Here is a 24,769-nt window from a genome sequence, read left to right as displayed (position 1 = left end):
TCGAACAGCGTTCGCCCCCACTCCCTTTTTTTCTGCCCTCCACACCGACCCCCCCCCCCCCCCCCCCCCCCCCCCCCCCCCCCCCCCCGGCCCCCCCCCCCCCCCCCCCGACCGGCCGACCGCATGCTTGCATACATAGTCCGACGACTCTTCGCAGTCGTCGCGATGCTGCTCGTCGTCACACTCGTGACGCTCAGCATCTTCTTCCTCATCCCCAAGATGACCGGCAGCGACCCTGCCGCGATGTTCGTCGGCAAGCAGGCGGATCCGGCATCCATCGAGGCCGTCCGGCAGAAGCTCGGCCTGGACGAGCCGATCCTGGTGCAGTTCTGGCACTTCGTCTCCGGCATCTTCGTCGGCCGTGACTACACGGGCGGCGGCGACACCATCCACTGCGCGGCGCCCTGCTTCGGCTACTCGTTCCGCACCGAGCAGGACGTCTCGTCGATGCTGGTCGACGCCTTCCCCGTCACCCTGTCCATGGTCATCGGCGCCGCGGTGCTGTGGCTGGTCCTGGGTGTCTCCACGGGCGTCGTCTCCGCGCTCAAGCGGGGCACGATCATCGACCGTGCGGCGATGATCACCGCGCTCGCCGGCGTCTCGCTGCCCATCTTCTTCACCGCCATGCTGGCGATGCTGGTCTTCCGTACCCAACTGGGCTGGCTCAACGCCTCGTACGTTCCGATCACCGAGTCCTTCGGTGGCTGGGTCGGCGGCCTGCTGCTGCCCTGGGTGACCCTCGCCTTCCTGTACGCGGCGATGTACGCCCGGCTCACCCGCGCCACCATGCTGGAGGTCCTCGGCGAGGACTACATCCGCACCGCACGGGCCAAGGGCCTCCCGGAGTCGGTCGTGCTCGGCAAGCACGCCATGCGCTCCACCATGACCCCCATCCTGACCATCTTCGGCATGGACCTCGGCGCCCTCGTCGGCGGCGCGATCCTGACCGAGACCGCGTTCAGCCTCCACGGCCTCGGCGGACTCGCCATCAAGGGCGTCAGCGAGCGCGACCTGCCGCTGATCCTGGCCGTCACGCTGATCACCGCGGCGTGCGTCGTCATCGCCAACCTCGTCGTGGACCTGCTGTACGCCGTGATCGACCCCCGAGTGAGGCTCGCATGACGGACAAGCTGACGAAGACCGGCGCGGCGGTGGGAGAACCCGTCGCCACCGGGTCCGCCCCCTCCGACGCCTTCCTCGACGTCCGCGACCTGAAGATCCACTTCCCGACCGACGACGGTCTGGTCAAGTCGGTCGACGGACTCAGCTTCCAGCTGGAGAAGGGCAAGACCCTCGGCATCGTGGGCGAGTCCGGCTCCGGCAAGTCGGTCACCTCGCTCGGCATCATGGGCCTCCACACCGTCGGCCAGTACGGCCGGCAGAAGGCCCGGATCTCCGGCGAGATCTGGCTCAACGGCCGCGAGCTGCTCTCGGCCGACCCGGACGAGGTCCGGAAGATGCGCGGCCGCGACATGGCGATGATCTTCCAGGACCCGCTGTCCGCGATGCACCCGTACTACACGGTCGGCAACCAGATCGTGGAGGCGTACCGCGTCCACCACGACGTCGACAAGAAGACGGCGCGCAAGCGGGCCGTCGAACTCCTCGACCGGGTCGGCATCCCCGAGCCCGCCAAGCGGTTCGACAACTACCCGCACGAGTTCTCCGGCGGCATGCGCCAGCGCGCGATGATCGCCATGGCACTCGTCAACAACCCGTCGCTGCTCATCGCCGACGAGCCGACCACCGCGCTCGACGTGACCGTGCAGGCCCAGATCCTCGACCTGATGCGGGACCTCCAGAAGGAGTTCGGCTCCGCGGTCGTCATCATCACCCACGACCTCGGCGTCGTCGCCGAGCTCGCCGACGACATCCTCGTGATGTACGGCGGGCGCTGCGTCGAGCGCGGACCGGCCGAGTCCGTCTTCTACGAGCCGCAGCACCCCTACACCTGGGGCCTGCTCGGCTCGATGCCGAGGATCGACCGCGACCAGACCGAGCGGCTCATCCCGGTCAAGGGCAACCCGCCCAGCCTCATCAACATCCCGAGCGGCTGCGCCTTCAACCCCCGCTGCCCGTACGCGGACGTCCCCAAGGGCGGCATCACGCGCACGCAGCGACCGGAGCTGGCGCCGGCCGGGGACCGCCACTTCTCGGCGTGCCACATGCCGCAGGAGGAGCGGACCCGTATCTGGACCGAAGAGATTGCGCCGAAACTGTGAGCGAGACCATGGAACCCCTCCTCAAGGTCACCGGCCTGAAGAAGCACTTCCCCATCAAGAAGGGGCTTCTCCAGCGCCAGACCGGCGCGGTCAAGGCGGTCGACGGGATCGACTTCGAGGTCCTGCCCGGTGAGACCCTCGGCGTCGTCGGCGAGTCCGGCTGCGGCAAGTCCACGATGGGCCGCCTCATCACCCGGCTCCTCGAACCGACCGGCGGCACGGTCGAGTTCCAGGGCAAGGACATCTCGCACCTCGGCGTCGCGGGCATGCGCCCGTTCCGCCGGGACATCCAGATGATCTTCCAGGACCCGTACGGCTCGCTGAACCCGCGCCACACGGTCGGCACGATCGTCTCGGCCCCCTTCAAGCTCCAGGGCGTGGAGCCCGAGGGCGGCGTGAAGAAGGAGGTCCAGCGCCTGCTCGGCCTGGTCGGCCTCAACCCGGAGCACTACAACCGCTACCCGCACGAGTTCTCCGGCGGTCAGCGCCAGCGCATCGGCATCGCCCGCGCGCTGGCCCTGAAGCCGAAGCTCGTGGTGGCGGACGAGCCGGTCTCGGCCCTGGACGTCTCCATCCAGGCCCAGGTGGTCAACCTCCTGGACGACCTCCAGCAGGAGCTCGGCCTCACGTACGTGATCATCGCGCACGACCTGTCGGTCATCCGGCACGTCTCGGACCGCATCGCGGTGATGTACCTGGGCAAGATCGTGGAACTCGCGGACCGCAAGTCCCTCTACGAGAACCCGATGCACCCGTACACCCGCGCCCTCATGTCGGCGGTCCCGATCCCGGACCCCCGCCGACGGGGCGCGAAGAGCGACCGCATCCTCCTGACGGGCGACGTCCCGTCCCCGATAGCCCCGCCGCCGGGCTGCCGCTTCAACACCCGCTGCTGGAAGGCCACGGACGTCTGCCGCACGCAGGAACCCCCGCTGGTCGAGCTCCGCCCGGGTCAGCGAGTGGCCTGCCACTACCCGGAGAACGCGGAGTCCCTGACGATCCCGGGCGCGAGGGAGTCGGTGGAGATCACGAAGCCGGTGTCGCCTGCGGCGTCGCCTGCCGTGACGAAGACGGAGCCGAAGTCCCCGGAGGCCCCTACCGCCACCGAGAACGACACCCCGAAGTCCTGACCCAGCGAAGCCCCCGACCCCAGAGGCACCGGGGGCTTTCGCACGCCTGAAGCCCTGAGGGCCCGGCAACCCGGGCCCCGGCCTCGCATCCCCCGGGGGCCGGCCCCGGCAGGGGGAGCCCCTGCGGCCCCCGCGGGAACTACCGGCACAATTGGGCGGTGCTCCACGACCTGTTCACCCCCTCCGTCCAACACGCCCTCGACCTCGTCGGCATCTTCGTCTTCGCCATCTCCGGCGCCCTCCTCGCCGTCCGCAAGAACTTCGACGTCTTCGGCATCGCCGTCCTCGCCGAGGTCACCGCCCTCGGCGGCGGTCTCTTCCGCGACCTGATCATCGGCGCCGTGCCGCCCGCCGCCTTCACCGATCTCGGCTACTTCCTCATGCCCCTGATCGCCGCGGGCCTCGTCTTCTTCCTCCACCCGGAGGTCGAGCGCACCCAGAACGCCGTCAACGTCTTCGACGCCGCCGGCCTGGGCCTCTTCTGCGTGACAGGGACGACGAAGGCGTACGACTACGGCCTCGGCCTGACCTCCTCCGCCGCGCTGGGTCTCGCGACGGCCGTCGGCGGCGGCGTCCTGCGTGACGTGCTCGCCAACGAGGTGCCGTCGCTGCTGCGCTGGGACCGGGACCTGTACGCCGTCCCCGCGATCGTCGGAGCCGCGATGGTCGTGCTCTGCATCCGTTTCGACATGCTCAACGCCTGGACCAGCGGCGCCGCCGTCCTCACCGCCTTCCTGCTCCGGCTGCTCGCGATGCGCTACCACTGGCGTGCCCCCCGCGCATGGAACCGGCGGTCCTCCGCACGCGAGGAACCGGAAAAAGCTACCGCTCAGTAGCTTCCTGGGGTACCGTCGGAAACATGAGCACGAGCATCGAGACCCCCGTCGCGACGAGCGAGCGCGAACGCGAGGGCGAGCGCGACGAGCGTACGTACGAGTTCGACCGCGACACCGCCGTCGTCCTCCGGGAGCCCGGCGTCTACGACGCCGACCTCTCCGCGGGCTGGACGATCATCCACGCGGTGAACGGCGGCTACCTCCTCGCTCTGCTCGGCCGCGCCCTCGGCGAGCACCTCCCGCACCCCGACCCGTTCACGATCTCGGCGCACTACCTGACGCCGTCCGTGCCGGGCCCCGCGGTGATCAGGACGGAGACCGTCCGCACCGGCCGCACCCTCTCCACCGGCCAGGCCTCCCTCTTCCAGTACGCGGAGGACGGCACCGAGGTCGAGCGCATCCGGGTCCTCGCCTCGTACGGCGACCTCGACGCGCTCCCCGACGACGTCCGCACCACCGCGACGCCGCCGGCGATGGCCGCCGTCGAGAACTGCTTCGCCTCCTCCGACGGCCCGACCCCGGCGATCCCCGGTTCCTCGGCGATCGCCGACCGGCTCGACCTGCGCCTCGACCCGGCCTGCGTCGGCTGGGCGATCGGCGCGCCGTCCGGCAAGGGCGAGATGCGTGCGTGGTTCGGCCTCGCGGACGGCCGCGAGCCGGACGCGCTGTCGCTGCTCCTGACGGTCGACGCGCTGCCTCCGACCTCCTTCGAGCTGGGTCTGAAGGGCTGGACCCCGACCGTCGAGCTCACCACCCACATCCGCTGCCGCCCGGCCCCGGGCCCGCTGCGGGTCTCCATCACCACCCGCAACCTCGCCGGCGGCTTCCTGGAGGAGGACGCGGAGGTCTGGGACAGCGCCGACCGACTGGTGGCACAGTCCCGCCAGCTGGCCCGCGCGCCGCGCGCCTGACGCGCTTCCGGCTCCGACCCCGAGCCGGAACGCGACGACAGGCGACGACAGGGCCGGTACGCCCCGGGGCCCGCACACCCCGGAGCGCGTACGGCCCGGAGCGCGTACGGCCCGGCTCCGATCCCGGTCCCGAAGGGGACCGATCGGCGCCGGGACGGTCCCGGACGCGACCCGTGGGGCGCGTCCGGGGCCCCAGGACGCCCCGCGTCCCAGCGGTTCCGAACCCCGGACAGGGGCCGCCCCGGACCAGGGCACCCGCCGCGCCCGGCGGCGTAAACCGGCCACCCGCCAGGGCCGGGGGCGCGGGCTCGTAGAATCGACCCACCATGGCTTACCTCGACCACGCCGCGACCACGCCCATGCTGCCCGAGGCGATCGAGGCGATGACCGCCCAGCTCGCTGTCACGGGCAACGCCTCCTCCCTGCACGCCGCCGGACGGCGGGCCCGGCGGACCGTCGAGGAAGGGCGCGAGACGCTCGCGGCCGCCCTCGGCGCGCGGCCGAGCGAGGTCGTCTTCACCTCCGGCGGCACCGAGGCCGACAACCTCGCCGTGAAGGGCCTCTACTGGTCCCGCCGCGACGCCGACCCCCGCCGCACCCGCGTCCTCGCCAGCCCGGTGGAGCACCACGCCGTGCTCGACGCCGTCGACTGGCTCGCCGCACACGAGGGCGCCGACGTCGAGTACCTGCCGGTCGACCGGTACGGCCGCGTGCACCCCGAGGCCCTGCGCGAGGCGATCGCCCGCGACCCCGACTCCGTCGCCCTCGCCACCGTCATGTGGGCCAACAACGAGATCGGCACCGTCATGCCGGTCCGTGAACTGGCCGATGTCGCTGCCGAGTTCGGTGTGCCGCTGCATGCCGATGCGGTCCAGGCGGTCGGTCAGATCGAGGTCGACTTCGCCGCCTCGGGACTCGCCGCGATGACCGTCTCCGGCCACAAGATCGGTGGCCCCTACGGCATCGGCGCCCTGCTCCTGGGCCGCGAGCACACGCCCGTACCCGTCCTGCACGGCGGCGGCCAGGAGCGGCATGTCCGCTCCGGCACCCTCGACGTCCCGGCCGTCGCCGCCTTCGCGGTCGCCGCCCGGCTCGCCACCGAGCGGCGCGAGGAGTTCGCCCGGGAGATCGGCGCGCTGCGCGACGAGCTCGTGGCCGAGGTCCGGGCGCTCGTCCCCGATGTGATCCTCGGCGGGGACCCCGTCGAGCGGCTCCCCGCCAACGCCCACTTCACCTTCCCCGGCTGCGAGGGCGACTCCCTGCTCCTGCTGCTCGACGCGGCCGGGATCGCCTGTTCCACCGGCTCCGCCTGCACCGCCGGCATCGCCCAGCCGAGCCATGTCCTCCTCGCCACCGGCACCGATCCGGACCTGGCCAGGGGCACCCTGCGCTTCTCGCTCGGCCACACCTCCACCAAGGAGGACGTCGCGGCGGTCGCGGACGCGATCGGCCCCGCCGTGGAACGGGCCCGGACCGCAGGCCTCAGCTGACCGTCGTCCGGCCGCGCACGAGCCCGGGACCGGCCGCGTGCGCGACCCCGGGCCCGACCGCTTGCGCGAGCCCAGGCACGTACGCGAGCCGAAGTGCGCACGTGAGCCGAGGCGTCCGGCGGAGGCGCTCAGGCGCGCGTCTTCGACGCCTCTCGCACCAGCTTCAGATAGCGGTCCCAGTCCCAGTGCGGCCCGGGGTCGGTGTGGTCGGTGCCCTCGACCTCGACGTGCCCGATGATGTGCTCCCGGTCCACGGGTATCCCGTGCCGGGCGCATATGTCGGCCGTCAGCCGCGCCGACCCCGCGTACATCGCCGCCGTGAAGTCCTGCGGCCGGTCGACGAAGCCCTCGTGCTCGATGCCGATGCTCCGCTCGTTCATGTCGCGGTTCCCGGCGTGGAACGCGACGTCGAGCTCCCGGATCATCTGCGCCACATGACCGTCCTTGCGGACGACGTAGTGCGTGGCGGCCCCGTGCGCCGGGTTCCTGAAGACCTTGAGGGCGGTCGCGTAGCTGCCCTGGACGACATGGATCACGACCCGGTCGATCCGGTAGTCGTCGGGCCGGTCGGCCCGCCGCCAGTTCGCACGCGCCGCCGAGGTCCACTCGGCGGCCTTGTGGTCGAGCTCGCCCTCGACCCGCTTCCTCTCCATCCCCGGCAGCCGCCACCAGGCACGCGCCAGCTCGTCCCTGGCCAGCACCGCCGTCCCCAGGACGGCGACCCCGCCGCCGAGCAGCACCGCGCGCCGCCCCACCCGTCTGCCGGAAGCGCCGGCCTTTCCCGAACCGTCGGCCCCGCCCGTACCACTCGCCTTGCTCCCCATGCCACCGAGAACGCTTACTACCGCGACTGTGGTTCCCGGCGCCCCGTACCCTGGTAGGGCTATGACTCAGACTCCGCCCTCGCGCCCCCACACCCGTCCCCTCCGGGTACTTGCCGCCATGTCCGGCGGAGTGGACTCCGCCGTCGCCGCCGCCCGTGCCGCCGAGGCCGGCCACGACGTCACCGGCGTGCACCTCGCCCTCTCCGCGAACCCGCAGTCCTTCCGTACGGGAGCGCGCGGCTGCTGCACGATCGAGGACTCCCGCGACGCCCGCCGGGCGGCCGACGTCATCGGCATCCCGTTCTACGTGTGGGACCTCGCCGAGCGTTTCCGCGAGGACGTCGTGGACGACTTCGTCGCGGAGTACGAGGCCGGCCGCACGCCCAACCCGTGCCTGCGCTGCAACGAGAAGATCAAGTTCGCCGCGCTGCTCGACAAGGCGCTCGCCCTCGGCTTCGACGCGGTCTGCACCGGTCACTACGCGACGGTCGTCCTGAACGAGGACGGCACCCGCGAGCTGCACCGCGCCTCCGACATGGCGAAGGACCAGTCGTACGTGCTCGGCGTGCTCGACGAGAAGCAGCTGGCGCACGCGATGTTCCCGCTGGGCGACACGCTCACCACCAAGGACGAGATCCGGGCGGAGGCCGAGCGGCGCGGGCTCGCGGTCGCGAAGAAGCCCGACAGCCACGACATCTGCTTCATCGCCGACGGCGACACCCAGGGCTTCCTCGCCTCCCGCCTGGGCAAGGCGGAGGGCGACATCGTCGACGAGGCGGGCGCGAAGGTCGGCAGCCACGACGGCGCGTACGGCTTCACCATCGGCCAGCGCAAGGGCCTGCGGATCGGCCACCCGGCCGCCGACGGCAAGCCGCGCTACGTCCTGGACATCTCGCCGGTGAACAACACGGTCACGGTGGGCCCCGTCGAGGCCCTGGACGTCACGGCCCTGACCGCGATCAAGCCCCGCTGGTGCGGCACCGCGCCGGAGGGCGAGGGCCGCTACACGGCCCAGCTCCGCGCCCACGGCGGCGAGACCGAGGTGACGGCGTCCCTGACGGACGGCGAGCTCGCGGTCGCCTTCGCCGAGCCGGTCCGCGGCGTGGCCCCGGGCCAGGCGATCGTGCTGTACGACGGCACGCGCGTGGTCGGCTCGGCGACGATCGCGACGACGGCCCGCCGCACGACGGCGGCGGCACCGGCGACGGCGTAGGCCCGCCCCCGTCCCGATCAGGCCGCCGCACGACGGCGGCGGCACCGGCGACGGAACAGGCCCGCCCGTCCCGATCAGGCCGCCTCCGCAGGCTCCTGTCCGTCGGCGAGGAACTCCTCGAGGACCGGGGCGAGGACGTGCGGGGCCACCTCGTACGTCTGGCCCGTCAGCGTGCGGTGCCGGCCCCGGGGGAGAGCCTCCGTCAGGGCGCGGGCCGCCTGCCGGGCGCCCACCGGGCTCGCGCCCCCGTCGACCACCAGCACGCGCGCGTGGACCAGGGCGAGGAGCCGTTCCGGCACCGTCCCGTCGCCGAGGACGGCGAAGTCGTACGCGAGGGTGTGCGCCAGCTCCGCGATCCCGGGCCGCAGCCCCGCGGGCACGGTCGACTCCGCCAGGAACAGGTCGAGCGCCTCGTCCCGCCGCCCCCCGTCGAGCAGCTCGGCCACCTGCCGCCGCCGCTCGGCGGCCGCCGCCGAGTACGGCGGCTCGAACACCGACACCGCCGCCGCCGGCAGCCCGGCGGCCACCGCGGCGAGGACCAGCGCGCCCCCCGTGCCCATCCCGTGCAGCACCGCACCGGGCCCCGCCTCCCCGACCACCGCGGCCAGGTCCTCGATCTCCCGCTCCACCGCGTACCGCCCGGTGTCGCCGCTCCCGCCGCGGCCCCTCCGGTCGTACGCCACGACCGAGAAGCGCCGGGCCAGGAACCCGCCCAGCGCCCGCTCGCCCACGGCCGTCCCCAACGCGCCGCTCACCAGGACGAGCGGCGGCCCCTCCCCGTACCGCTCGTATGCGATCGGCGTCCCGTCCCGCGACGCGACCCGTCCCCGAACCCTGCTCAGCGTGGTGCTCACCTCGTCCATGGCAGGGGAGACCCGACCCGGCGCCGGAACTCATCGCCCCGCAGCGGGATTTCCGGGAGAAAGACGGAAGCCGCTGGTCAGGGCCTACGGTGGGGACCATGAACATCTGTGTCTTCCTCTCCGCGGCCGACCTCGACGAGCGCTACACGACCCCCGCCCGCGACTTCGCGCGGCTCCTCGGCAAGGCCGGCCACACCCTGGTCTGGGGCGGCTCCGACACCGGTCTGATGAAGGTCGTCGCCGACGGCGTCCAGGAGGCCGGCGGCCGACTCGTCGGCGTCTCCGTCGACTTCCTCGCCCACAAGGCCCGCCCGGACGCCGACGAGATGGTCGTCGCCAAGGACCTCGCCGAGCGCAAGGCGCGCCTTCTCGCCAAGTCCGACGCCGTCGTGGTCATGGTCGGCGGCACCGGCACCCTCGACGAGGCCACCGAGATCCTGGAGCTGAAGAAGCACGGCAAGCACTCCAAGCCGGTCGTCCTCCTCAACACGGCGGGCTTCTACGACGGACTGAAGGCCCAGTTCCGCCGGATGGAGGAGGAGGGCTTCCTGCCGATCCCCCTCGCCGACCTCGTCCTCTTCGCCGACGACGCCCCGACGGCCCTCACCCATCTGGAGGAGAACATCGCCGCCCGCTGATGCGAGCATGGTGACCATGGCTACACATGTGATCACCGGAGCCGGTTCCGGCATCGGCGCGGCCGTCGCGCGCCGCCTCCACGCGCGCGGGGACGACCTCGTGCTCCACGCGCGCGACGCGGGGCGGGCCAAGGAGCTCGCCGCGCAGTTCCCCGGAGCCCGGACGCTCGTCGGGGACCTCGCCGACCCGGACCGGCTCTCCTGGGCGTTCTCGCACCAGACCATGCCGGAGCGGGTGGACAGCCTGCTGCACATCGCGGGCGTCGTCGACCTCGGGCCGATCGGGGAGCTCACCCCCAGGACCTGGCACCACCAGCTCAACGTCAACCTCGTCGCCCCGGCCGAGCTGACCCGGCACCTCCTGCCCCAGCTGCGCGTCTCCCAGGGCCACGTCGTCTTCGTGAACTCGGGCGCCGGGCTCGCCGCGCACGCCGAGTGGGGTGCGTACGCCGCCTCCAAGCACGGCCTCAAGGCCCTCGCCGACTCCCTGCGCCACGAGGAGCACGCCAACGGCGTGCGGGTGACCTCGGTCTACCCGGGCCGCACCGCGAGCCCCATGCAGGCCAAGGTCCACTCCCAGGAGGGCAAGGAGTACGACCCGTCGAAGTGGATCGACCCCGAGTCGGTCGCGACGGCGATCCTCACCGCCGTCGACCTGCCGCGCGACGCGGAGATCAACGACCTCACCGTGCGTCCGGGACGCCAGGCATGAGCGGGACGCCGGAACAGGAAGAGGACGGCCGCGTGACCTGGGGGCCCGCCACCGGCATCGGCTCCATGCCGGGCGGCGACGCCCGGGAGACCGCGAAGACCGTCACCGGGTCCTTCGAGGACTTCCCGTTCCTCGCGGAGCTGCCCGCCCGCGGCCCCGGTGCCGACATGATCGGCCGGACCATCGGGATGCTCGTCGACCTCTACGCGCACGTGGAGCCGAGCGGCTGGCGGATCAGCGACCGGCCCGGCCGCGACACCAAGCGCGCCCGCTCCTGGATGGGCGAGGACCTGGACGCCCTGGAGGAGTTCACCCAGGGGTACCAGGGCCCGCTCAAGGTGCCCGCCGTCGGCCCCTGGACGCTCGCCGCGGCCCTGGAGCTGCGCGGCGGCGAGGCCGCCCTCGGCGACCCCGGCGCCTGCCGGGACCTCGTCGGCTCGCTCGCCGAGGGCCTCCACGAGCACCTCGCGGACCTGCGCAAGCGGATCCCCGGCGCCCGGGTGGTCCTCCAGCTCGACGAGCCCTCGCTCACCGCAGTCCTGCGCGGCCACGTCCGCACCGCCAGTGGCTACCGCACCTACCGGGCCGTCGACCGGCAGGTCGTGGAGAGCGCGCTGCGCGAGGTGATCGCCGTCCACGACGGGCCGGTGGTCGTCCACTCCTGCGCCCCCGACGTCCCGTTCGCGCTCCTCAGGCGGGCCGGCGTCTCGGGCGTCTCGTTCGACTTCTCGCTGCTCACCGAGCGTGACGAGGACACGATCGGGGAGGCCGTGGAGGCCGGTACGAAGCTCTTCGCCGGTGTGGTGGCGTCCACCGACGGCCCATTGTCCGACCCGGGCGGTAGCGTCATGGGTGTCAGGACGCTGTGGCGCAGGCTGGGTCTGAATCCGGGGACTCTCGCGGAGTCCGTGGTCGTCACGCCCACGTGCGGGCTCGCGGGCGCTTCGCCCGCCTACGCCCGCGCGGCGCTCGCCCACTGCGCCCGGGCGGCGAGATCGCTGGCGGACAACCCAGAGTGACCGGGTTTCGAGGCACGGGAGGACGGACGAAGGTGGCAGTCGAACAGGGGGCCCTGCCCGCCGAGGCACGGGAGAAGCACGCCGACCTGGCCGAGCAGGTCGAGGAGCACCGCTTCCGGTACTACGTGAAGGACCAGCCGGTCATCAGCGACGGCGACTTCGACACGCTCCTGCGCGCCCTGGAGGTGCTGGAGGAGGAGTACCCGGAGCTGCGGACGCCGGACTCGCCGACGCAGAAGGTCGCGGGGCAGTACGAGACCGAGTTCACCTCCGTCGAGCACCGCGAGCGGATGCTCTCCCTCGACAACGCCTTCGACGACGAGGAGCTGGCCACCTGGGCCGAGCGGGTCGCGCGGGACGTCGGCACCCCCGACTTCCACTACCTGTGCGAGCTCAAGGTCGACGGCCTCGCGGTCAACCTCACGTACGAGCACGGGCGGCTGACCCGGGCCGCCACCCGCGGCGACGGCCGCACCGGCGAGGACATCACGCCCAACGTGCGGACGATCGCCGACATCCCGGAGCGGCTGCACGGCGAGCGGATCCCGGACCTGGTGGAGATCCGCGGCGAGGTCTACTTCCCCATGGAGGCCTTCCAGGGGCTCAACGCCCGCCTGGTGGAGGCCGGCGACAAGCCCTTCGCCAACCCGCGCAACGCGGCGGCGGGTTCGCTCCGCCAGAAGGACCCCAAGGTCACCGCCTCCCGCCCGCTCCACATGGTGGTGCACGGCATCGGCGCCCGCGAGGGCTTCGACATCGACTGTCTCTCCCACGCGTACGAGCTGCTGCGCGAGTGGGGCCTGCCCACCGCCCGGCACAACAAGGTGGTCGGCTCGCTGGCCGGGGTGCGGGAGTTCATCGCCTACTTCGGCGAGAACCGGCACTCCGTGGAGCACGAGATCGACGGGGTCGTCGTCAAGCTCGACGAGATCCCGCTCCAGGGCCGGCTCGGCTCCACCGCGCGCGCCCCGCGCTGGGCGATCGCCTGGAAGTACGCGCCGGAGGAGGTCAACACCAAGCTGATCGACATCAAGGTCGGCGTCGGCAGGACCGGCCGGGTCACCCCGTACGCGCAGGTGGAGCCGGTGACCGTGGCCGGGTCCGAGGTCGAGTTCGCCACCCTCCACAACCAGGAGGTGGTGAAGGCCAAGGGCGTGCTGATCGGCGACACCGTCGTGCTGCGCAAGGCGGGCGACGTCATCCCGGAGATCCTCGGGCCGGTGGCCGACCTGCGGGACGGCAGCGAGCGGGAGTTCGTGATGCCCGCCGAATGCCCCGAGTGCGGGACGCCGCTGAAGCCGATGAAGGAGGGCGACATCGACCTCCGCTGTCCGAACGCCCGGACCTGCCCGGCCCAGCTGCGCGAGCGCGTCTTCTTCCTTGCCGGGCGCCAGTGCCTGGACATCGAGAACTTCGGCGCGGTGGCCGCGGCGGCGCTCACCCGCCCCCTGGAGCCCGCCGGGCCTCCGCTGGTGGACGAGGGCGACCTCTTCGACCTGACCATCGAGCAGCTGCTGCCGATCAAGGCGTACGTCCTCGACCCGGACAGCGGACTGCCCCGGCGGGACCCGAAGACCGGCGAGGAGAAGATCGTCACGGTCTTCGCCAACCAGAAGGGCGAGCCGAAGAAGAACGCCCTGGCGATGCTGGAGAACATCGCGGCCGCGAAGACGCGCCCGCTGGCCCGCTTCATCAACGGGCTCTCCATCCGGCACGTGGGGCCGGTCGCGGCCGAGGCGCTGGCCCGTGAGTTCCGCTCCCTGGAGCGGATCGAGCAGGCGAGCGAGGAGGAGCTGGCGGCCGTCGACGGGGTCGGCGGGATCATCGCGACCGCGGTCAAGCAGTGGTTCGCCGAGGAGTGGCACCGCGAGATCGTGCGCAAGTGGCGCGCGGCCGGGGTCACTCTGGAGGACGAGGGCGCAGGGGAGGATGTCGGCCCGCGTCCGCTCGAAGGTCTCACGGTCGTGGTGACCGGCACCCTGGAGAAGTTCACCAGGGATGGCGCAAAAGAGTCCCTCCAGAGCCTCGGAGCGAAGGTGACCGGTTCCGTTTCGAAGAAGACCGCCTTCGTGGTCGTCGGTGAAAACCCTGGTTCGAAGTACGACAAGGCGATGCAGCTGAAGGTTCCGGTTCTCGACGAGGACGGCTTCCGGATCCTGCTCGAACAAGGGCCCGACGCCGCTCGGGAGGCCGCGGTGCCCGTCGCGGAGTAGTCACCCGCACCCCGTCCGACGGCCGTGCGACGGTCACCCGTTCGGCGCATACCAGATCGTTACGGGTGGCCAGGTCGCATTCGGGCAAGACAGGGAGAGCGCTGCCCGTCGACGCCCTCGGCGGCCTAATGTGGTGACCGTGCGCCCAGTCCTGCACGATCGCGCGAGGGCCCTGCCGGTCGTGGCGTCAGGACAACGGCCCCGTGGCACGACGTACGACCGTCCGACGGCGGACGGGCGTTCGACGGACGGCCGGACGACGGACGGCCGCCTGACCGCGGCCCATCGCACACCGACGGCACCGCCGCCTGTGAGAGGGACGGGAATGGAACCGACCGAGAGCGCCGCACCGGTCCCACGGCCGCACGGCCGTGTGGTGTCCCTGGGTTTCACCTCCCGGCTGCCCGCAGCCGTGGTGGGCATCGCCGCCGTCGTACTCGTCGTCGGGCTCCAGCAGGGCATGAGCGCCCGCAGCGGCCTCTTCCCCGGCGGGGTCACCGGCTGGTCCCTCGCCGTCCTCACCGGCCTCATCGTCGGCCATCTGGTCGCCCTCGGCCGCGACCGCTGGTGGGGCGGCACCGGTTCGGGCGCCGCCCTCACCCTCGCCGTCCTCCTGCTCTACGGCTGGGTGCCGGCCGGACTCGTCTCGATGACCGTGGTCACCCTGGTCGGCGCCGCCCGCCGGCACCGCTGGCGACAGGGCCTGCTGCACGGCGCCGCCGACGTCCTCGGGGTCGGCGCCGCCGCCCTCGTCCTCGCCCTCTTCGGCGACGTCCCCACCGTCGAACGGCCCTGGCAGCCCCTCGACTGGACGATCGGGGACCTCCCGGAAGTCGTCCTCGCCGCCGCCACCTACCTCGTGGTGACCCGGCTCCTCCTGTGGTACACGCTCGCCCCGCAGAGCCGCGGACTGCCCACCGTCGCCCGCACCGCGCTCCTGAGACAGGGCCTCGTCGCCGTCGCGCTGCTCGGCATCGCCCCGCTGATCTGCGTCGTCGCCGCCACCCGGCCCGTCCTCCTGCCGCTCTTCGCCGTCCCCCTCATCGCCCTGGACTCCACCCTGTGGATCGCCCGCGCCCGCGCCGAGGAACAGCTGCGCGACCCGCTGACCGGACTCCCCAACCGTCAGTGGCTCCTCGAACGGGCCTGGACCGCCCTGGAGGAGGCCGAAGGCGAAGGGGCCCGCGCCGCCCTCGTCCTGATCGACCTCGACCGCTTCCGATCGGTCAACGACACCCTCGGACACCTCGCGGGCGACCGGCTGCTCCTCCAGATCGCCGACCGGCTCCGCCTCGCCCTGCCCCGCGGCGCCGAGGCCGCCCGGCTCGGCGGCGACGAGTTCGCCGTCCTGCTGCCCACCGCCGACTCCACCACCAGCGCCCAGCGGGTCGCCCGCCACCTCGTCGCCGAACTCTCCTCCCCGCTCGACCTCGACGGACTCACCCTCGTCCTGGAGGCCAGCGCGGGCGTCGCCGTCTTCCCCGACCACGCCCTCGACGCCGAAGGCCTGCTGCGCCGCGCCGACGTCGCCATGTACCAGGCCAAGCGCGACCGCACCGGCGTCGAGGTCTACGAGTCCAAGCGGGACTCCAACACCCCCGACCGGCTCGGCCTCCTCGGCGACCTGCGCCGCGCGCTCGACGCCGGCGAGGTCGAACTCCACTACCAGCCCAAGGTCCGCTTCGACGGCCAGGTCGCCGGACTCGAAGCCCTGGTCCGCTGGGTCCACCCCGAGCGCGGCAAGGTCCCGCCGGACGAGTTCATCGCGATCGCCGAGTCCTCCGGCCTGATGCCGCACCTCACCGAGTACGTCCTGGAGACCGCCCTCGCCCAGGTCGCCCGCTGGCGCGCCCAGGGCCTCGACGTCCCGGTCGCCGTCAACGTCTCGCCCCGCGACGTGCACACCCCCGGCTTCGCCGGCGCCGTCGCCGCCCGGCTCGCCCGCCACGGCGTCCCGGCCGGCGCCCTCCAGCTGGAGATAACGGAGCACGTCCTCCTGGAGGACCCCCAGCGCGCCGCCGACACCCTCAACGGCCTCACCGGCCACGGCGTCAAGATGTCCCTGGACGACTTCGGCACCGGCTACTCCTCCCTCGTCCACCTGCGCCGGCTCCCCGTCAGCGAACTGAAGATCGACCGCTCCTTCGTCGCCCGGCTCGCCGTCGACACCGAGGACGCCGAGATCGTCCGCTGCACCGTCGACCTCGCCCACTCCCTCGGCCTCCTCGTCGTCGCCGAGGGAGTCGAGGACGACGAGACCTGGGAGCGCCTGCGCGACCTGGGCTGCGACGCCGTCCAGGGCTGGCTCGTCGCCGCCGCGATGCCGCCCGGCGAGGCCACCGCCTGGCTGCTCGCCCGCGGCGAGCACGGCTGGCGCCGACCCGCCGACATCGCCGCCGAGGTCGACGTGGACCACCCCTCCGGCCAGGTCGTTCAGTAGGCCTCGTCCACCCGGGAAGACGACCCCGGGCAAACCGTTTCACGGGCAGCCGCACCGGCCCCATAGGATGGGCCCACACCATCAAGCTCACCCCGTGAGGATCCGCATGCCTGGCATCACGCGCGAGGAGGTCGCCCACCTCGCACGGCTGGCGCGTCTGGAGCTGAAGGGCGAAGAACTCGATCACTTCGCCGGCCAGCTCGACGACATCATCGGCGCGGTCGCCCGCGTCTCCGAGGTCGCCGACCAAGACGTACCGCCGACCTCTCACCCGCTGCCGCTGACCAATGTCATGCGCGCGGACGAGGTCCGTCCGTCGCTCACCCCCGAGCTGGCGCTCTCCGGCGCCCCGGCCCAGGAGCAGCAGCGTTTCAAGGTGCCGCAGATCCTGGGGGAGGACTAACAGTCATGACGGACAACATCATCAAGCTCACCGCGGCCGAGATCGCCGGGAGGATCGCCGCCGGCGAGCTGACCGCCGTCGAGGTCACCGAGGCGCACCTCGCCCGCATCGAGGCCGTCGACGAGAAGGTCCACGCCTTCCTGCACGTCGACCGTGACGGCGCGCTCGCCCAGGCCCGTGCCGTCGACGAGAAGCGCGCCCGCGGCGAGAAGCTCGGCCCGCTCGCCGGTGTGCCGCTCGCGCTCAAGGACATCTTCACCACCGCCGGCATGCCGACGACCGTGGGTTCGAAGATGCTCGAGGGCTGGATCCCGCCGTACGACGCGACCCTGGTCAAGAACCTGAAGGCCGCCGACGTCGTCATCCTCGGCAAGACCAACATGGACGAGTTCGCCATGGGGTCCTCCACCGAGAACAGCGCCTACGGTCCGACCGGCAACCCCTGGGACCTGACCCGGATCCCCGGCGGCTCCGGCGGCGGCTCGTCCGCCGCCCTCGCCGCGTACGAGGCGCCCCTCGCCATCGGCACGGACACCGGCGGCTCGATCCGCCAGCCCGCCGCCGTCACCGGCACCGTCGGCGTCAAGCCGACCTACGGCGGCGTCTCCCGCTACGGCATGGTGGCCTTCTCGTCCTCCCTCGACCAGGGCGGCCCCTGCGCCCGTACGGTCCTGGACGCGGCCCTCCTGCACGAGGCGATCGCCGGGCACGACCCGCTCGACTCGACCTCCATCGACGCCCCGGTCCCGCCGGTCGTCGAGGCCGCGCGCAACGGCTCGGTCGCCGGCATGCGCGTCGGCGTCGTCAAGCAGTTCCGCGGCGAGGGCTACCAGGCCGGTGTCGTGCAGCGCTTCGACGAGTCCGTCGAGCTGCTCAGGTCGCTGGGCGCCGAGATCGTCGAGCTGGACTGCCCGACCTTCGACCTCGCCCTCTCGGCGTACTACCTGATCGCGCCGTCGGAGTGCTCCTCCAACCTGGCCCGCTTCGACGCCATGCGGTACGGCCTCCGGGTCGGCGACGACGGCACCCGTTCGGCCGAGGACGTCACCGCCCTCACCCGTGAGGCCGGCTTCGGCGACGAGGTCAAGCGCCGCATCATCCTCGGTACGTACGCGCTGAGCTCCGGCTACTACGACGCGTACTACGGCTCGGCCCAGAAGGTCCGGACCCTGATCACCCGCGAGTTCGAGAAGGCCTTCGAGGAGGTGGACGTGATCGTCTCCCCGACGACCCCCACCACCGCCTTCCCGATCGGCGAGCGTGCCGACGACCCGATGGCGATGTACCTCGCGGACCTGTGCACCATCCCGACCAACCTGGCCGGCAACGCCGCCATGTCGCTGCCCTGCGGCCTGGCGCCCGAGGACGGTCTGCCGGTCGGCCTGCAGATCATCGCTCCCGCCATGAAGGACGACCGGCTGTACAAGGTCGGCGCCGCCGTCGAGGCCGCCTTCGTGGAAAAGTGGGGGCACCCGCTGCTTGAGGAGGCTCCGTCGCTGTGAGTGCCATGGCAAAGAAGGCCAAGAACTTCAAGAAGTCCAAGACCGGCGTCTACGTCTCGCTCGCGACCACCGCGTTCGGTGCCATCAGCGTCGCGAAGCAGGCCAAGCTGGCCCGCAACGACAACGACATGCTGCGGCTGATCGACTCCGCCGTGTCCGCCGCCGCCATCGTTACCGGCCTGGCGATCCTCTACCGGGAGCTCAAGCGCCTGGGCGACGACGACGTCCTGCTGGGCTGAGAGGGAAAGTCTCACCGTGACTGTCACTGAACTGCTGTCGTACGAAGCGGCGCTCGCCGAGTACGACCCCGTCATGGGCCTGGAGGTCCATGTCGAGCTCGGCACCAAGACGAAGATGTTCTGCGGCTGCTCGACCGAGCTGGGCGCCGAGCCGAACTCGCAGACCTGCCCGACCTGCCTCGGCATGCCGGGCTCGCTGCCCGTCGTCAACGCGATCGGCGTCGAGTCCGCCATCAAGATCGGCCTCGCGCTGCACTGCGAGATCGCCGAGTGGTGCCGCTTCGCCCGGAAGAACTACTTCTATCCGGACATGCCGAAGAACTTCCAGACCTCCCAGTACGACGAGCCGATCGCCTTCAACGGCTACCTGGACGTCCAGCTGGAGGACGGCGAGATCTTCCGCGTGGAGATCGAGCGCGCCCACATGGAGGAGGACACCGGCAAGTCGCTGCACGTCGGCGGCGCCACCGGCCGTATCCACGGCGCGTCCCACTCGCTGCTCGACTACAACCGGGCCGGCATCCCGCTCATCGAGATCGTCACCAAGCCGATCGAGGGCGCGGGCGAGCGGGCCCCCGAGGTCGCCAAGGCGTACGTCGCCGAGCTGCGCGAGCTGATCCGCGCCCTCGGTGTCTCCGACGCGCGCATGGACAAGGGCCAGATGCGCTGCGACGTGAACCTGTCGCTGCGCCCGCACGGCCGGGAGACCTTCGGCACCCGCTCGGAGACGAAGAACGTCAACTCGCTCCGTTCGGTGGAGCGCGCGGCCCGCTTCGAGATCCAGCGCCACGCCGCGGTGCTGTCCTCCGGCGGCACGATCGTGCAGGAGACCCGTCACTTCCACGAGGACGACGGCTCCACCACCTCCGGCCGCATCAAGGACAACGCCGAGGACTACCGGTACTTCCCGGAGCCCGACCTGGTCCCCGTCGCCCCGGCCCGTGCCTGGGTGGAGGAGCTGCGGGGCACGCTGCCCGAGCTGCCCCGGGTGCGCCGCAACCGGCTGCGCGAGGAGTGGGGCGTGTCCGAGCTGGACATGCAGGCCATCCTCAACGCGGGCGCGGTCGACGCGATCGTCGCCACGATCGAGGCGGGCGCGGACGCGGCCTCGGCCCGCAAGTGGTGGATGGGCGAGCTCGCCCGCAGCTCCAACGAGCAGGGCGTGTCCCTGGAGGAGCTGGCGATCACCCCGGCGGACGTGGCCCGGGTCTCCGCCCTGGTCGCCTCCGGTGACCTGAACGACAAGCTGGCCCGTCAGGTCATCGAGGGCGTCCTCGCCGGCGAGGGCACCCCGGACGAGGTCGTCGAGAAGCGCGGTCTGAAGGTCGTCTCCGACGAGGGCGCGCTCGGCACGGCGGTCGAGGAGGCCATCGCGGCCAACGCGGCCATCGCCGACAAGATCCGCGGCGGCAAGGTCGCCGCGGTCGGTGCCCTGGTCGGCGCGGTCATGAAGGCCACCCGCGGCCAGGCGGACGCGGCGCGCGTGAAGGACCTGATCCTGGAGAAGCTGGGCGTCAGCGAGGGCTGATCTCCTTCTCGTACGGACATGTGAACGGCCCCGCACCGACGTTCCGGTGCGGGGCCGTTCGCATGTGCGGGGCTACCGCTTGAGGAGCGGGGCGGCGATGACGACGTACGCCTCCTGGGAGTAGCTGCACGTGTCCTCGACGCGGATGCGGAGACGCAGGGCCCCCTTGACCTTGATGCTCTTGACGACCGGCTTGCCGAGCTGCACCGCCTGGGAGAAGGCGGCGGTCTGGTCGTCCACCGAGATGGTGATGCGCGCCTCCTCCGTGGGGGAGTCGTCGTCGATGCCCGCGGTGAACTCCAGGGTGTCCCACTTCCGGCCGAGGTTGAACTCCATGTACGACTCGTTGGAGCACCCGGCCACGAAAGCCGAACCGTAGTCCCTGGCGTTGAGCGTGGCGGCGGAGGTCACCTCGAACCCGTTGAGCCCGTCGATGGTCGCGAGGCCGGTCAGGTCCGCCTCCTTGCTGTCCGGCACGGAGCCCGGGTCGCCCGTCGGGCTCGCCGACTCCGCCGGGTCGGTCGTCTCCTCGACGGGGGTCCCGGTCGCGGGTTCCTCGGAGGCGGTCGGCTCCCCGGACGGCTCCTCGGTCGGCTCGTCCGTCGGGGCATCGGTCGTGGGGTCGGGCGACGGGGAGGCGGTCGTCGTGACGGGGGCGCCGCCCTTGCCCTCGGCGCCCTTGTCCTCCTTGTCGCCGAGCAGTCGGACGCCGACCACCGCGAGGACGGCGACCAACAGGACCCCGGCCACGGCCCCGATGAGCGGGCCCTTGCGGCGGCGGCGCGGCTCGGGTGCCCGGGGCGGAGCGGTCTCCGCCGCCGGGGTCGACGGGGGAGGCGTCGGCGGCCCGAAGCCGGGCGTGGCGACGGTGGGCGGTTCGGCGGCGGGCTGCGGTGCGGGGGGCTGCGGCGCGGCGGGCTGGGCTGCCGCCACGGGCTGCGGGGCGACCTGCGGCTGGGCCACCGCGGGCGGGGCCGCGGGCTGCGGGGCGACCACCGGCGGGGCCACCGTCGGCGGGACCACGGGGGGCGGCGTCACAGGCGGCGCGGCCACCACCGGCGCGGCCGAGGGCGGCGGGGGTGTCACCGGCAGGGGCGGCGCCGCAGGCTTCCGTGGAGGCGCGGCCGGGACCGCGTCCGCGACCGTCGCCGGGCGGGAGGTCGTCGTCGACACCACCCCGTGCCGTACGTCCTTCACCCAGGACGACAGGGACAGCGGCCGGCGGCCCGGGTCGGCCGCGGCGATGCTCAGCACCCGCTCCCGCTGCTCGGCCGGAAGTCCCGCGACCTGCGGCAGCGCGCCGAGCGCGGCCACCAGCTGTTCGGGGGCGGTCGGCGGGGACTGGCCGCTGAGGAGGAAGTACGCGATGGCGCCGAAGGCGTAGCGGTCCGTGCCCGGGGTGCGCTTGCCCTCGAAGATCTCGGGCGCGGCGTAGCCGGGGGTGAACCACACCTCGGCCGTCTGGTGGTCGGCGGTCAGCTTGCTCAGGCCGAAGTCGACGAGGGTCGCCTGCCCGTGCTCGTCGACCATGACGTTGCCCGGGGACAGGTCGCCGTGGACGACGGTCCGCCCGGACGGTGTGGCCTTGCCGGAGTGCAGCCAGTCGAGGACGTCGGCGAGCTGTTCGAGCGTGCGCATCACCTCGCGCCGCTCGGGGGCCGTGGCCAGGGTCCGTTCGGCCCGCCAGTCGCGCAGGTCGAGGCCGTCGACATGGTTCATGACGAGGGCCAGGGCGCGGCCGGTGATCGTCCCGGACTCGCCGGGCCGGTGGATCGGCGGCCCCTGGAAGTGCTCCCGTACGCCGACGACACCGGGCCGGTGGACGAAGCGCAGCAGTTCCGCCTGCTCGTTCCACTTCTGGCTGATCCGCTCGAAGACCTCGGGCGTGAGGGTGGTCTTCGAGTCGAGGACCTTCACGACGACGGGCTCGGTCCCGCCGGCCAGCTCGATCTCCGCCAGATAGAGCACGGCCTCGCCGCCCCGCCCGATGGACCGCAGCAGCCGGTATCGGTCAGGTGTGGAGTCGGGCCCGATGTGGTGTGCCGTATTGCTCAAGTTTCCCCCAGGGCACATTGATTGACAGAGAGTCAGCTTGCCGCTCCGAAGGGTCCGCGGTCAACGCGAAGGGGGCCGGAGTGCCGGGGGAGGTCACTTGGACTCCTGTCACGTCCTCTTGGACGTTCACCACCGCGCCCCCGCCGGGTCTTCTCTCCGTCATCCCGTCTCACTACCGTCCCCGGCGTACCACCCAATGGCTCGAAGGCGAACCATTGGCCGTCGACTGGAGGTCGGTCTTGTCATCCGAGATGTCCCGCAGAAGGCTCCTCGCACTGGGCGGTGGCGCCCTCGGTGTCGCCGCGACCGGCTCGTTGCTGCCGCCGTCGTTGCAGGCCGCGATGGCCGCGGAGCCGCCGGCCGGCGGGATGTCGGCGGTGCGCCACGTGGTGATCCTGATGCAGGAGAACCGATCCTTCGATCACTACTTCGGCACCCTCCGCGGTGTCCGCGGCTTCTCCGACCGCAACGCCGTCGAGCTGCCCTCCGGCAAGCCCGTGTTCGAGCAGCCCGCCGCACTCGGCCGGACCGTGCTGCCCTTCCCGATCCGCGGCGCCGCCGAGACACAGCAGAAGGACCTCCAGTACATCGGGGACCTCGACCACTCCTGGGGCGGCGGCGCCAAGGCCTGGCGCGACGGCTGGATGGACGGGTGGGTCTCGGCCAAGACCGCCGCGACCATGGCGTACTACGACCGGCAGGACATCCCCCTGCACTACGAGCTCGCCGACACCTTCACCGTCTGCGACGCCTACCACTCGTCCGTCCACACCTCGACGAGCCCCAACCGCAACCACCTCTGGTCCGGCTGGACCGGCTTCGAGGCCGACGGCAGCCGCGCCGTCACCAACGCCGCGTACGCCGAGGGCACCCACCCGGGCTACGGCTGGCCCACCTACGCCGAGCGGCTCGAAGCCGCCGGGCGCAGCTGGAAGACGTACACCGAGTGGGAGAACTTCACCGACAACAACATCGAGTTCTTCACCACCTTCAAGAAGATCGCCCGCAAGGCGCTCGCCGGAACCGGCGGGCACACCTTCATGGAGTCCTTCTACGCCGCCGTCCGCGACACCGGAGACGCCACCGAGCGCGCCCGCCTCCTCGGCCTCCTGGAGGAGGGCGTGGCGACCCTCACCGAGGCCGAGCGCTCCCTCTTCGAGCGCGGACTGCGCCGCGTCGAGAGCGGCACCCTCGCCGACGCCTTCCGCGCCGACGTCGCCGCCGGCACCCTCCCCGAGGTCTCCTACCTCGTGCCGTCCGCGATCGACTCCGAGCACCCCGGCTCCTCCTCGCCGATCGCCTCCGCCACCCTCGTCTACAAGGTGCTCGACGCCCTCGGCGCGCACCCGGACGTCTGGCGCCACACCGTCGTCCTGATCAACTACGACGAGAACGACGGCTTCTTCGACCACGTGCCGCCGCCGGTCCCGCCGGCCGACGACACGGACGAGCGCTGGCAGGGCCGGCCCACCGGACTCGGCATCCGTGTCCCGCTGCTCGTGGTCTCCCCCTGGTCGGTCGGCGGCTACGTCTGCTCCGAGACCTTCGACCACACCTCGGTGATCCGTTTCCTGGAGAAGCTCACGGGCATCAGGGAGCCCAACATCACCCCCTGGCGCCGGGCCGTCACCGGTGACCTCACCTCAGCCTTCGACTTCAAGCGGGGCCGGCGGCAGCCCGAGGTCGAGCAGCCGGGCCCCATCCCGCCCTTCACCGGCCGCTGGCGCCCGCAGCCCCCGGTCGTGCAGCAGATGCCGGTCCAGGAGCCCGGCGTCCGTCGCGCCCGCCCGCTGCCGTACCAGCCGGACGCCTCCGTGACCTCGGCGGTCTCCCCGGCCGGCTCCCTGCGCGTGACGCTCGGCAACCGGGGGAGGGCGAGCGCGCACTTCGCGCTCTATCCGTACGCGGGCGAGTTCGCCGTCCCGCAGCACAAGGACGTCAGGGGGACGGGGGAGTGGGCCGTCCCCGTTCCGGGTGATCGTTACCGCTTCACGATCACCGGCCCCAACGGTTTCCGCCGCGAGTTCGAGGGCCCCGCGACCGGCGGCGCCGAGCTCGTCTCCCGGATCGATCATCATGACCGCGACCTGCATCTCACCGTACGGAACACGGGTTCGGCGCCCGTCTCCTTCACCGTGCGGCCGCTCGGGTACATGGACCCCGAGGACTCGGCCGACCTCGGGGACTGGACCCGCACCGTCACCGTGAAGCCGGGGAAGACCCGTACCGTCGTGCACTCGGCCGCCGACGCGCACGGCTGGTACGACGTCGAGGTGACCGCGCCCGGGGGTTTCCGCCGCCGGCTCATGGGCCACATCGAGAACGGCCGCGACAGCGTCTCCGGCTGAACGCCCACGGCGAGCCGTTCTGCCCGGAGGGGGGGGGGGGGGGGGGGGGGGGGAGGGGGGGGGGGGGGGAGGGGGGGGGGGGGGGGGGGGGGGGGGGGTGGGGGGGGGCGGGGGGGGGGGGGGGGGCGCCCTCCTCCTGACCGGCCTGACCTGGACGGTCATGGACGCCGAGGAGCGGATCCG

The 24,769-nt window shown here is 72.3% G+C and carries 20 protein-coding genes; 17 read left to right on the top strand and 3 right to left on the bottom strand.

The features are described from left to right. Window positions 1-123 precede the first annotated feature (123 nt). The 6 genes from ACZ4XX_RS36170 to ACZ4XX_RS36145 all read left to right on the top strand — a co-directional run bounded on the left by ACZ4XX_RS36170 (window position 124) and on the right by ACZ4XX_RS36145 (window position 6,589). Window positions 124-1,122, top strand: a complete 999-nt coding sequence (locus ACZ4XX_RS36170) for an ABC transporter permease (RefSeq protein WP_468512065.1) — start codon at window positions 124-126, stop codon at window positions 1,120-1,122. Then, window positions 1,119-2,222 (top strand): ABC transporter ATP-binding protein, encoded by a 1,104-nt coding sequence (locus ACZ4XX_RS36165; protein WP_468512064.1) that lies wholly within the window; start codon window positions 1,119-1,121, stop codon window positions 2,220-2,222. Before ACZ4XX_RS36170 ends, ACZ4XX_RS36165 begins: the two co-directional genes overlap by 4 nt. A gap of 8 nt (window positions 2,223-2,230) precedes the next feature. Continuing rightward, window positions 2,231-3,352 (top strand): ABC transporter ATP-binding protein, encoded by a 1,122-nt coding sequence (locus ACZ4XX_RS36160; protein WP_468512078.1) that lies wholly within the window; start codon window positions 2,231-2,233, stop codon window positions 3,350-3,352. 158 nt (window positions 3,353-3,510) lie between these two features. Beyond that, the gene (locus tag ACZ4XX_RS36155; protein ID WP_468512063.1) at window positions 3,511-4,188 is read left to right on the top strand and encodes a trimeric intracellular cation channel family protein; all 678 of its coding nucleotides are present in this window, start codon (window positions 3,511-3,513) and stop codon (window positions 4,186-4,188) included. A gap of 23 nt (window positions 4,189-4,211) precedes the next feature. Continuing rightward, window positions 4,212-5,099, top strand: coding sequence for a thioesterase family protein (locus ACZ4XX_RS36150; protein WP_468512062.1), 888 nt, complete (start codon window positions 4,212-4,214; stop codon window positions 5,097-5,099). 326 nt (window positions 5,100-5,425) lie between these two features. Next, entirely contained in the window at window positions 5,426-6,589 is a 1,164-nt protein-coding gene (locus ACZ4XX_RS36145) for a cysteine desulfurase family protein (protein ID WP_468512061.1), read from the top strand. A 128-nt stretch (window positions 6,590-6,717) separates the two neighbouring features. Here the strand turns inward: ACZ4XX_RS36145 and ACZ4XX_RS36140 are convergent, their stop codons facing one another. Beyond that, window positions 6,718-7,413, bottom strand: a complete 696-nt coding sequence (locus tag ACZ4XX_RS36140; RefSeq protein WP_468512060.1) for an N-acetylmuramoyl-L-alanine amidase — start codon at window positions 7,411-7,413, stop codon at window positions 6,718-6,720. A 61-nt stretch (window positions 7,414-7,474) separates the two neighbouring features. Here ACZ4XX_RS36140 and mnmA point away from each other — a divergent pair, with 61 nt between their 5' ends. Next, window positions 7,475-8,626, top strand: coding sequence for a tRNA 2-thiouridine(34) synthase MnmA (gene mnmA, locus ACZ4XX_RS36135; RefSeq protein WP_468512059.1), 1,152 nt, complete (start codon window positions 7,475-7,477; stop codon window positions 8,624-8,626). A 74-nt stretch (window positions 8,627-8,700) separates the two neighbouring features. Here the strand turns inward: mnmA and ACZ4XX_RS36130 are convergent, their stop codons facing one another. Beyond that, window positions 8,701-9,489 carry an alpha/beta fold hydrolase gene (locus ACZ4XX_RS36130; protein WP_468512058.1) on the bottom strand — a complete coding sequence of 263 codons (789 nt, stop codon included), beginning with the start codon at window positions 9,487-9,489 and terminating at the stop codon, window positions 8,701-8,703. Between the two features lie 98 nt (window positions 9,490-9,587). On the opposite strand from ACZ4XX_RS36130, the gene ACZ4XX_RS36125 reads away from it, so the two are divergent. The 9 genes from ACZ4XX_RS36125 (at window position 9,588) to gatB (ending at window position 20,183) form a co-directional block, all read left to right on the top strand. After that, a complete protein-coding gene (locus tag ACZ4XX_RS36125; RefSeq protein WP_468512057.1) occupies window positions 9,588-10,127 on the top strand; it encodes an LOG family protein in 540 nt (179 codons plus the stop codon). Between the two features lie 7 nt (window positions 10,128-10,134). Then, window positions 10,135-10,839: an SDR family oxidoreductase gene (locus tag ACZ4XX_RS36120; protein WP_468512056.1), complete on the top strand. Its 705-nt coding sequence runs from the start codon at window positions 10,135-10,137 to the stop codon at window positions 10,837-10,839. Further along, window positions 10,836-11,858, top strand: a complete 1,023-nt coding sequence (locus ACZ4XX_RS36115; RefSeq protein WP_468512055.1) for a methionine synthase — start codon at window positions 10,836-10,838, stop codon at window positions 11,856-11,858. The genes ACZ4XX_RS36120 and ACZ4XX_RS36115 overlap by 4 nt, the downstream gene beginning before the upstream one ends. 32 nt (window positions 11,859-11,890) lie before the next feature. Further along, a complete protein-coding gene (ligA, locus tag ACZ4XX_RS36110; protein WP_468512054.1) occupies window positions 11,891-14,071 on the top strand; it encodes an NAD-dependent DNA ligase LigA in 2,181 nt (726 codons plus the stop codon). A 325-nt stretch (window positions 14,072-14,396) separates the two neighbouring features. After that, on the top strand, window positions 14,397-16,511 hold the full coding sequence (locus ACZ4XX_RS36105; protein WP_468512053.1) for a putative bifunctional diguanylate cyclase/phosphodiesterase: 2,115 nt from the start codon (window positions 14,397-14,399) through the stop codon (window positions 16,509-16,511). Window positions 16,512-16,617: 106 nt separating this feature from the next. Beyond that, complete coding sequence (gatC, locus tag ACZ4XX_RS36100) at window positions 16,618-16,914, top strand: Asp-tRNA(Asn)/Glu-tRNA(Gln) amidotransferase subunit GatC (protein WP_468512052.1); 297 nt, start codon at window positions 16,618-16,620, stop codon at window positions 16,912-16,914. Between the two features lie 5 nt (window positions 16,915-16,919). After that, window positions 16,920-18,416: an Asp-tRNA(Asn)/Glu-tRNA(Gln) amidotransferase subunit GatA gene (gene gatA, locus ACZ4XX_RS36095; protein WP_468512051.1), complete on the top strand. Its 1,497-nt coding sequence runs from the start codon at window positions 16,920-16,922 to the stop codon at window positions 18,414-18,416. A gap of 5 nt (window positions 18,417-18,421) precedes the next feature. Further along, on the top strand, window positions 18,422-18,655 hold the full coding sequence (locus ACZ4XX_RS36090) for a hypothetical protein (RefSeq protein WP_030320338.1): 234 nt from the start codon (window positions 18,422-18,424) through the stop codon (window positions 18,653-18,655). Between the two features lie 16 nt (window positions 18,656-18,671). Further along, the gene (gatB, locus tag ACZ4XX_RS36085; protein WP_468512050.1) at window positions 18,672-20,183 is read left to right on the top strand and encodes an Asp-tRNA(Asn)/Glu-tRNA(Gln) amidotransferase subunit GatB; all 1,512 of its coding nucleotides are present in this window, start codon (window positions 18,672-18,674) and stop codon (window positions 20,181-20,183) included. 72 nt (window positions 20,184-20,255) lie between these two features. Here gatB and ACZ4XX_RS36080 read toward each other — a convergent pair whose 3' ends face one another. Further along, a complete protein-coding gene (locus tag ACZ4XX_RS36080) occupies window positions 20,256-22,238 on the bottom strand; it encodes a protein kinase domain-containing protein (RefSeq protein WP_468512049.1) in 1,983 nt (660 codons plus the stop codon). Window positions 22,239-22,477: 239 nt separating this feature from the next. Between ACZ4XX_RS36080 and ACZ4XX_RS36075 the strand changes: the two genes are divergently transcribed. After that, complete coding sequence (locus tag ACZ4XX_RS36075; RefSeq protein ID WP_468512048.1) at window positions 22,478-24,586, top strand: phosphocholine-specific phospholipase C; 2,109 nt, start codon at window positions 22,478-22,480, stop codon at window positions 24,584-24,586. Window positions 24,587-24,769 lie beyond the last annotated feature (183 nt).

The sequence above is a fragment of the Streptomyces sp. NPDC029956 genome (assembly GCF_055574655.1).
Note: the sequence above shows the minus strand (reverse complement) of the source record. Positions and strands in the feature narration are given on the sequence as shown.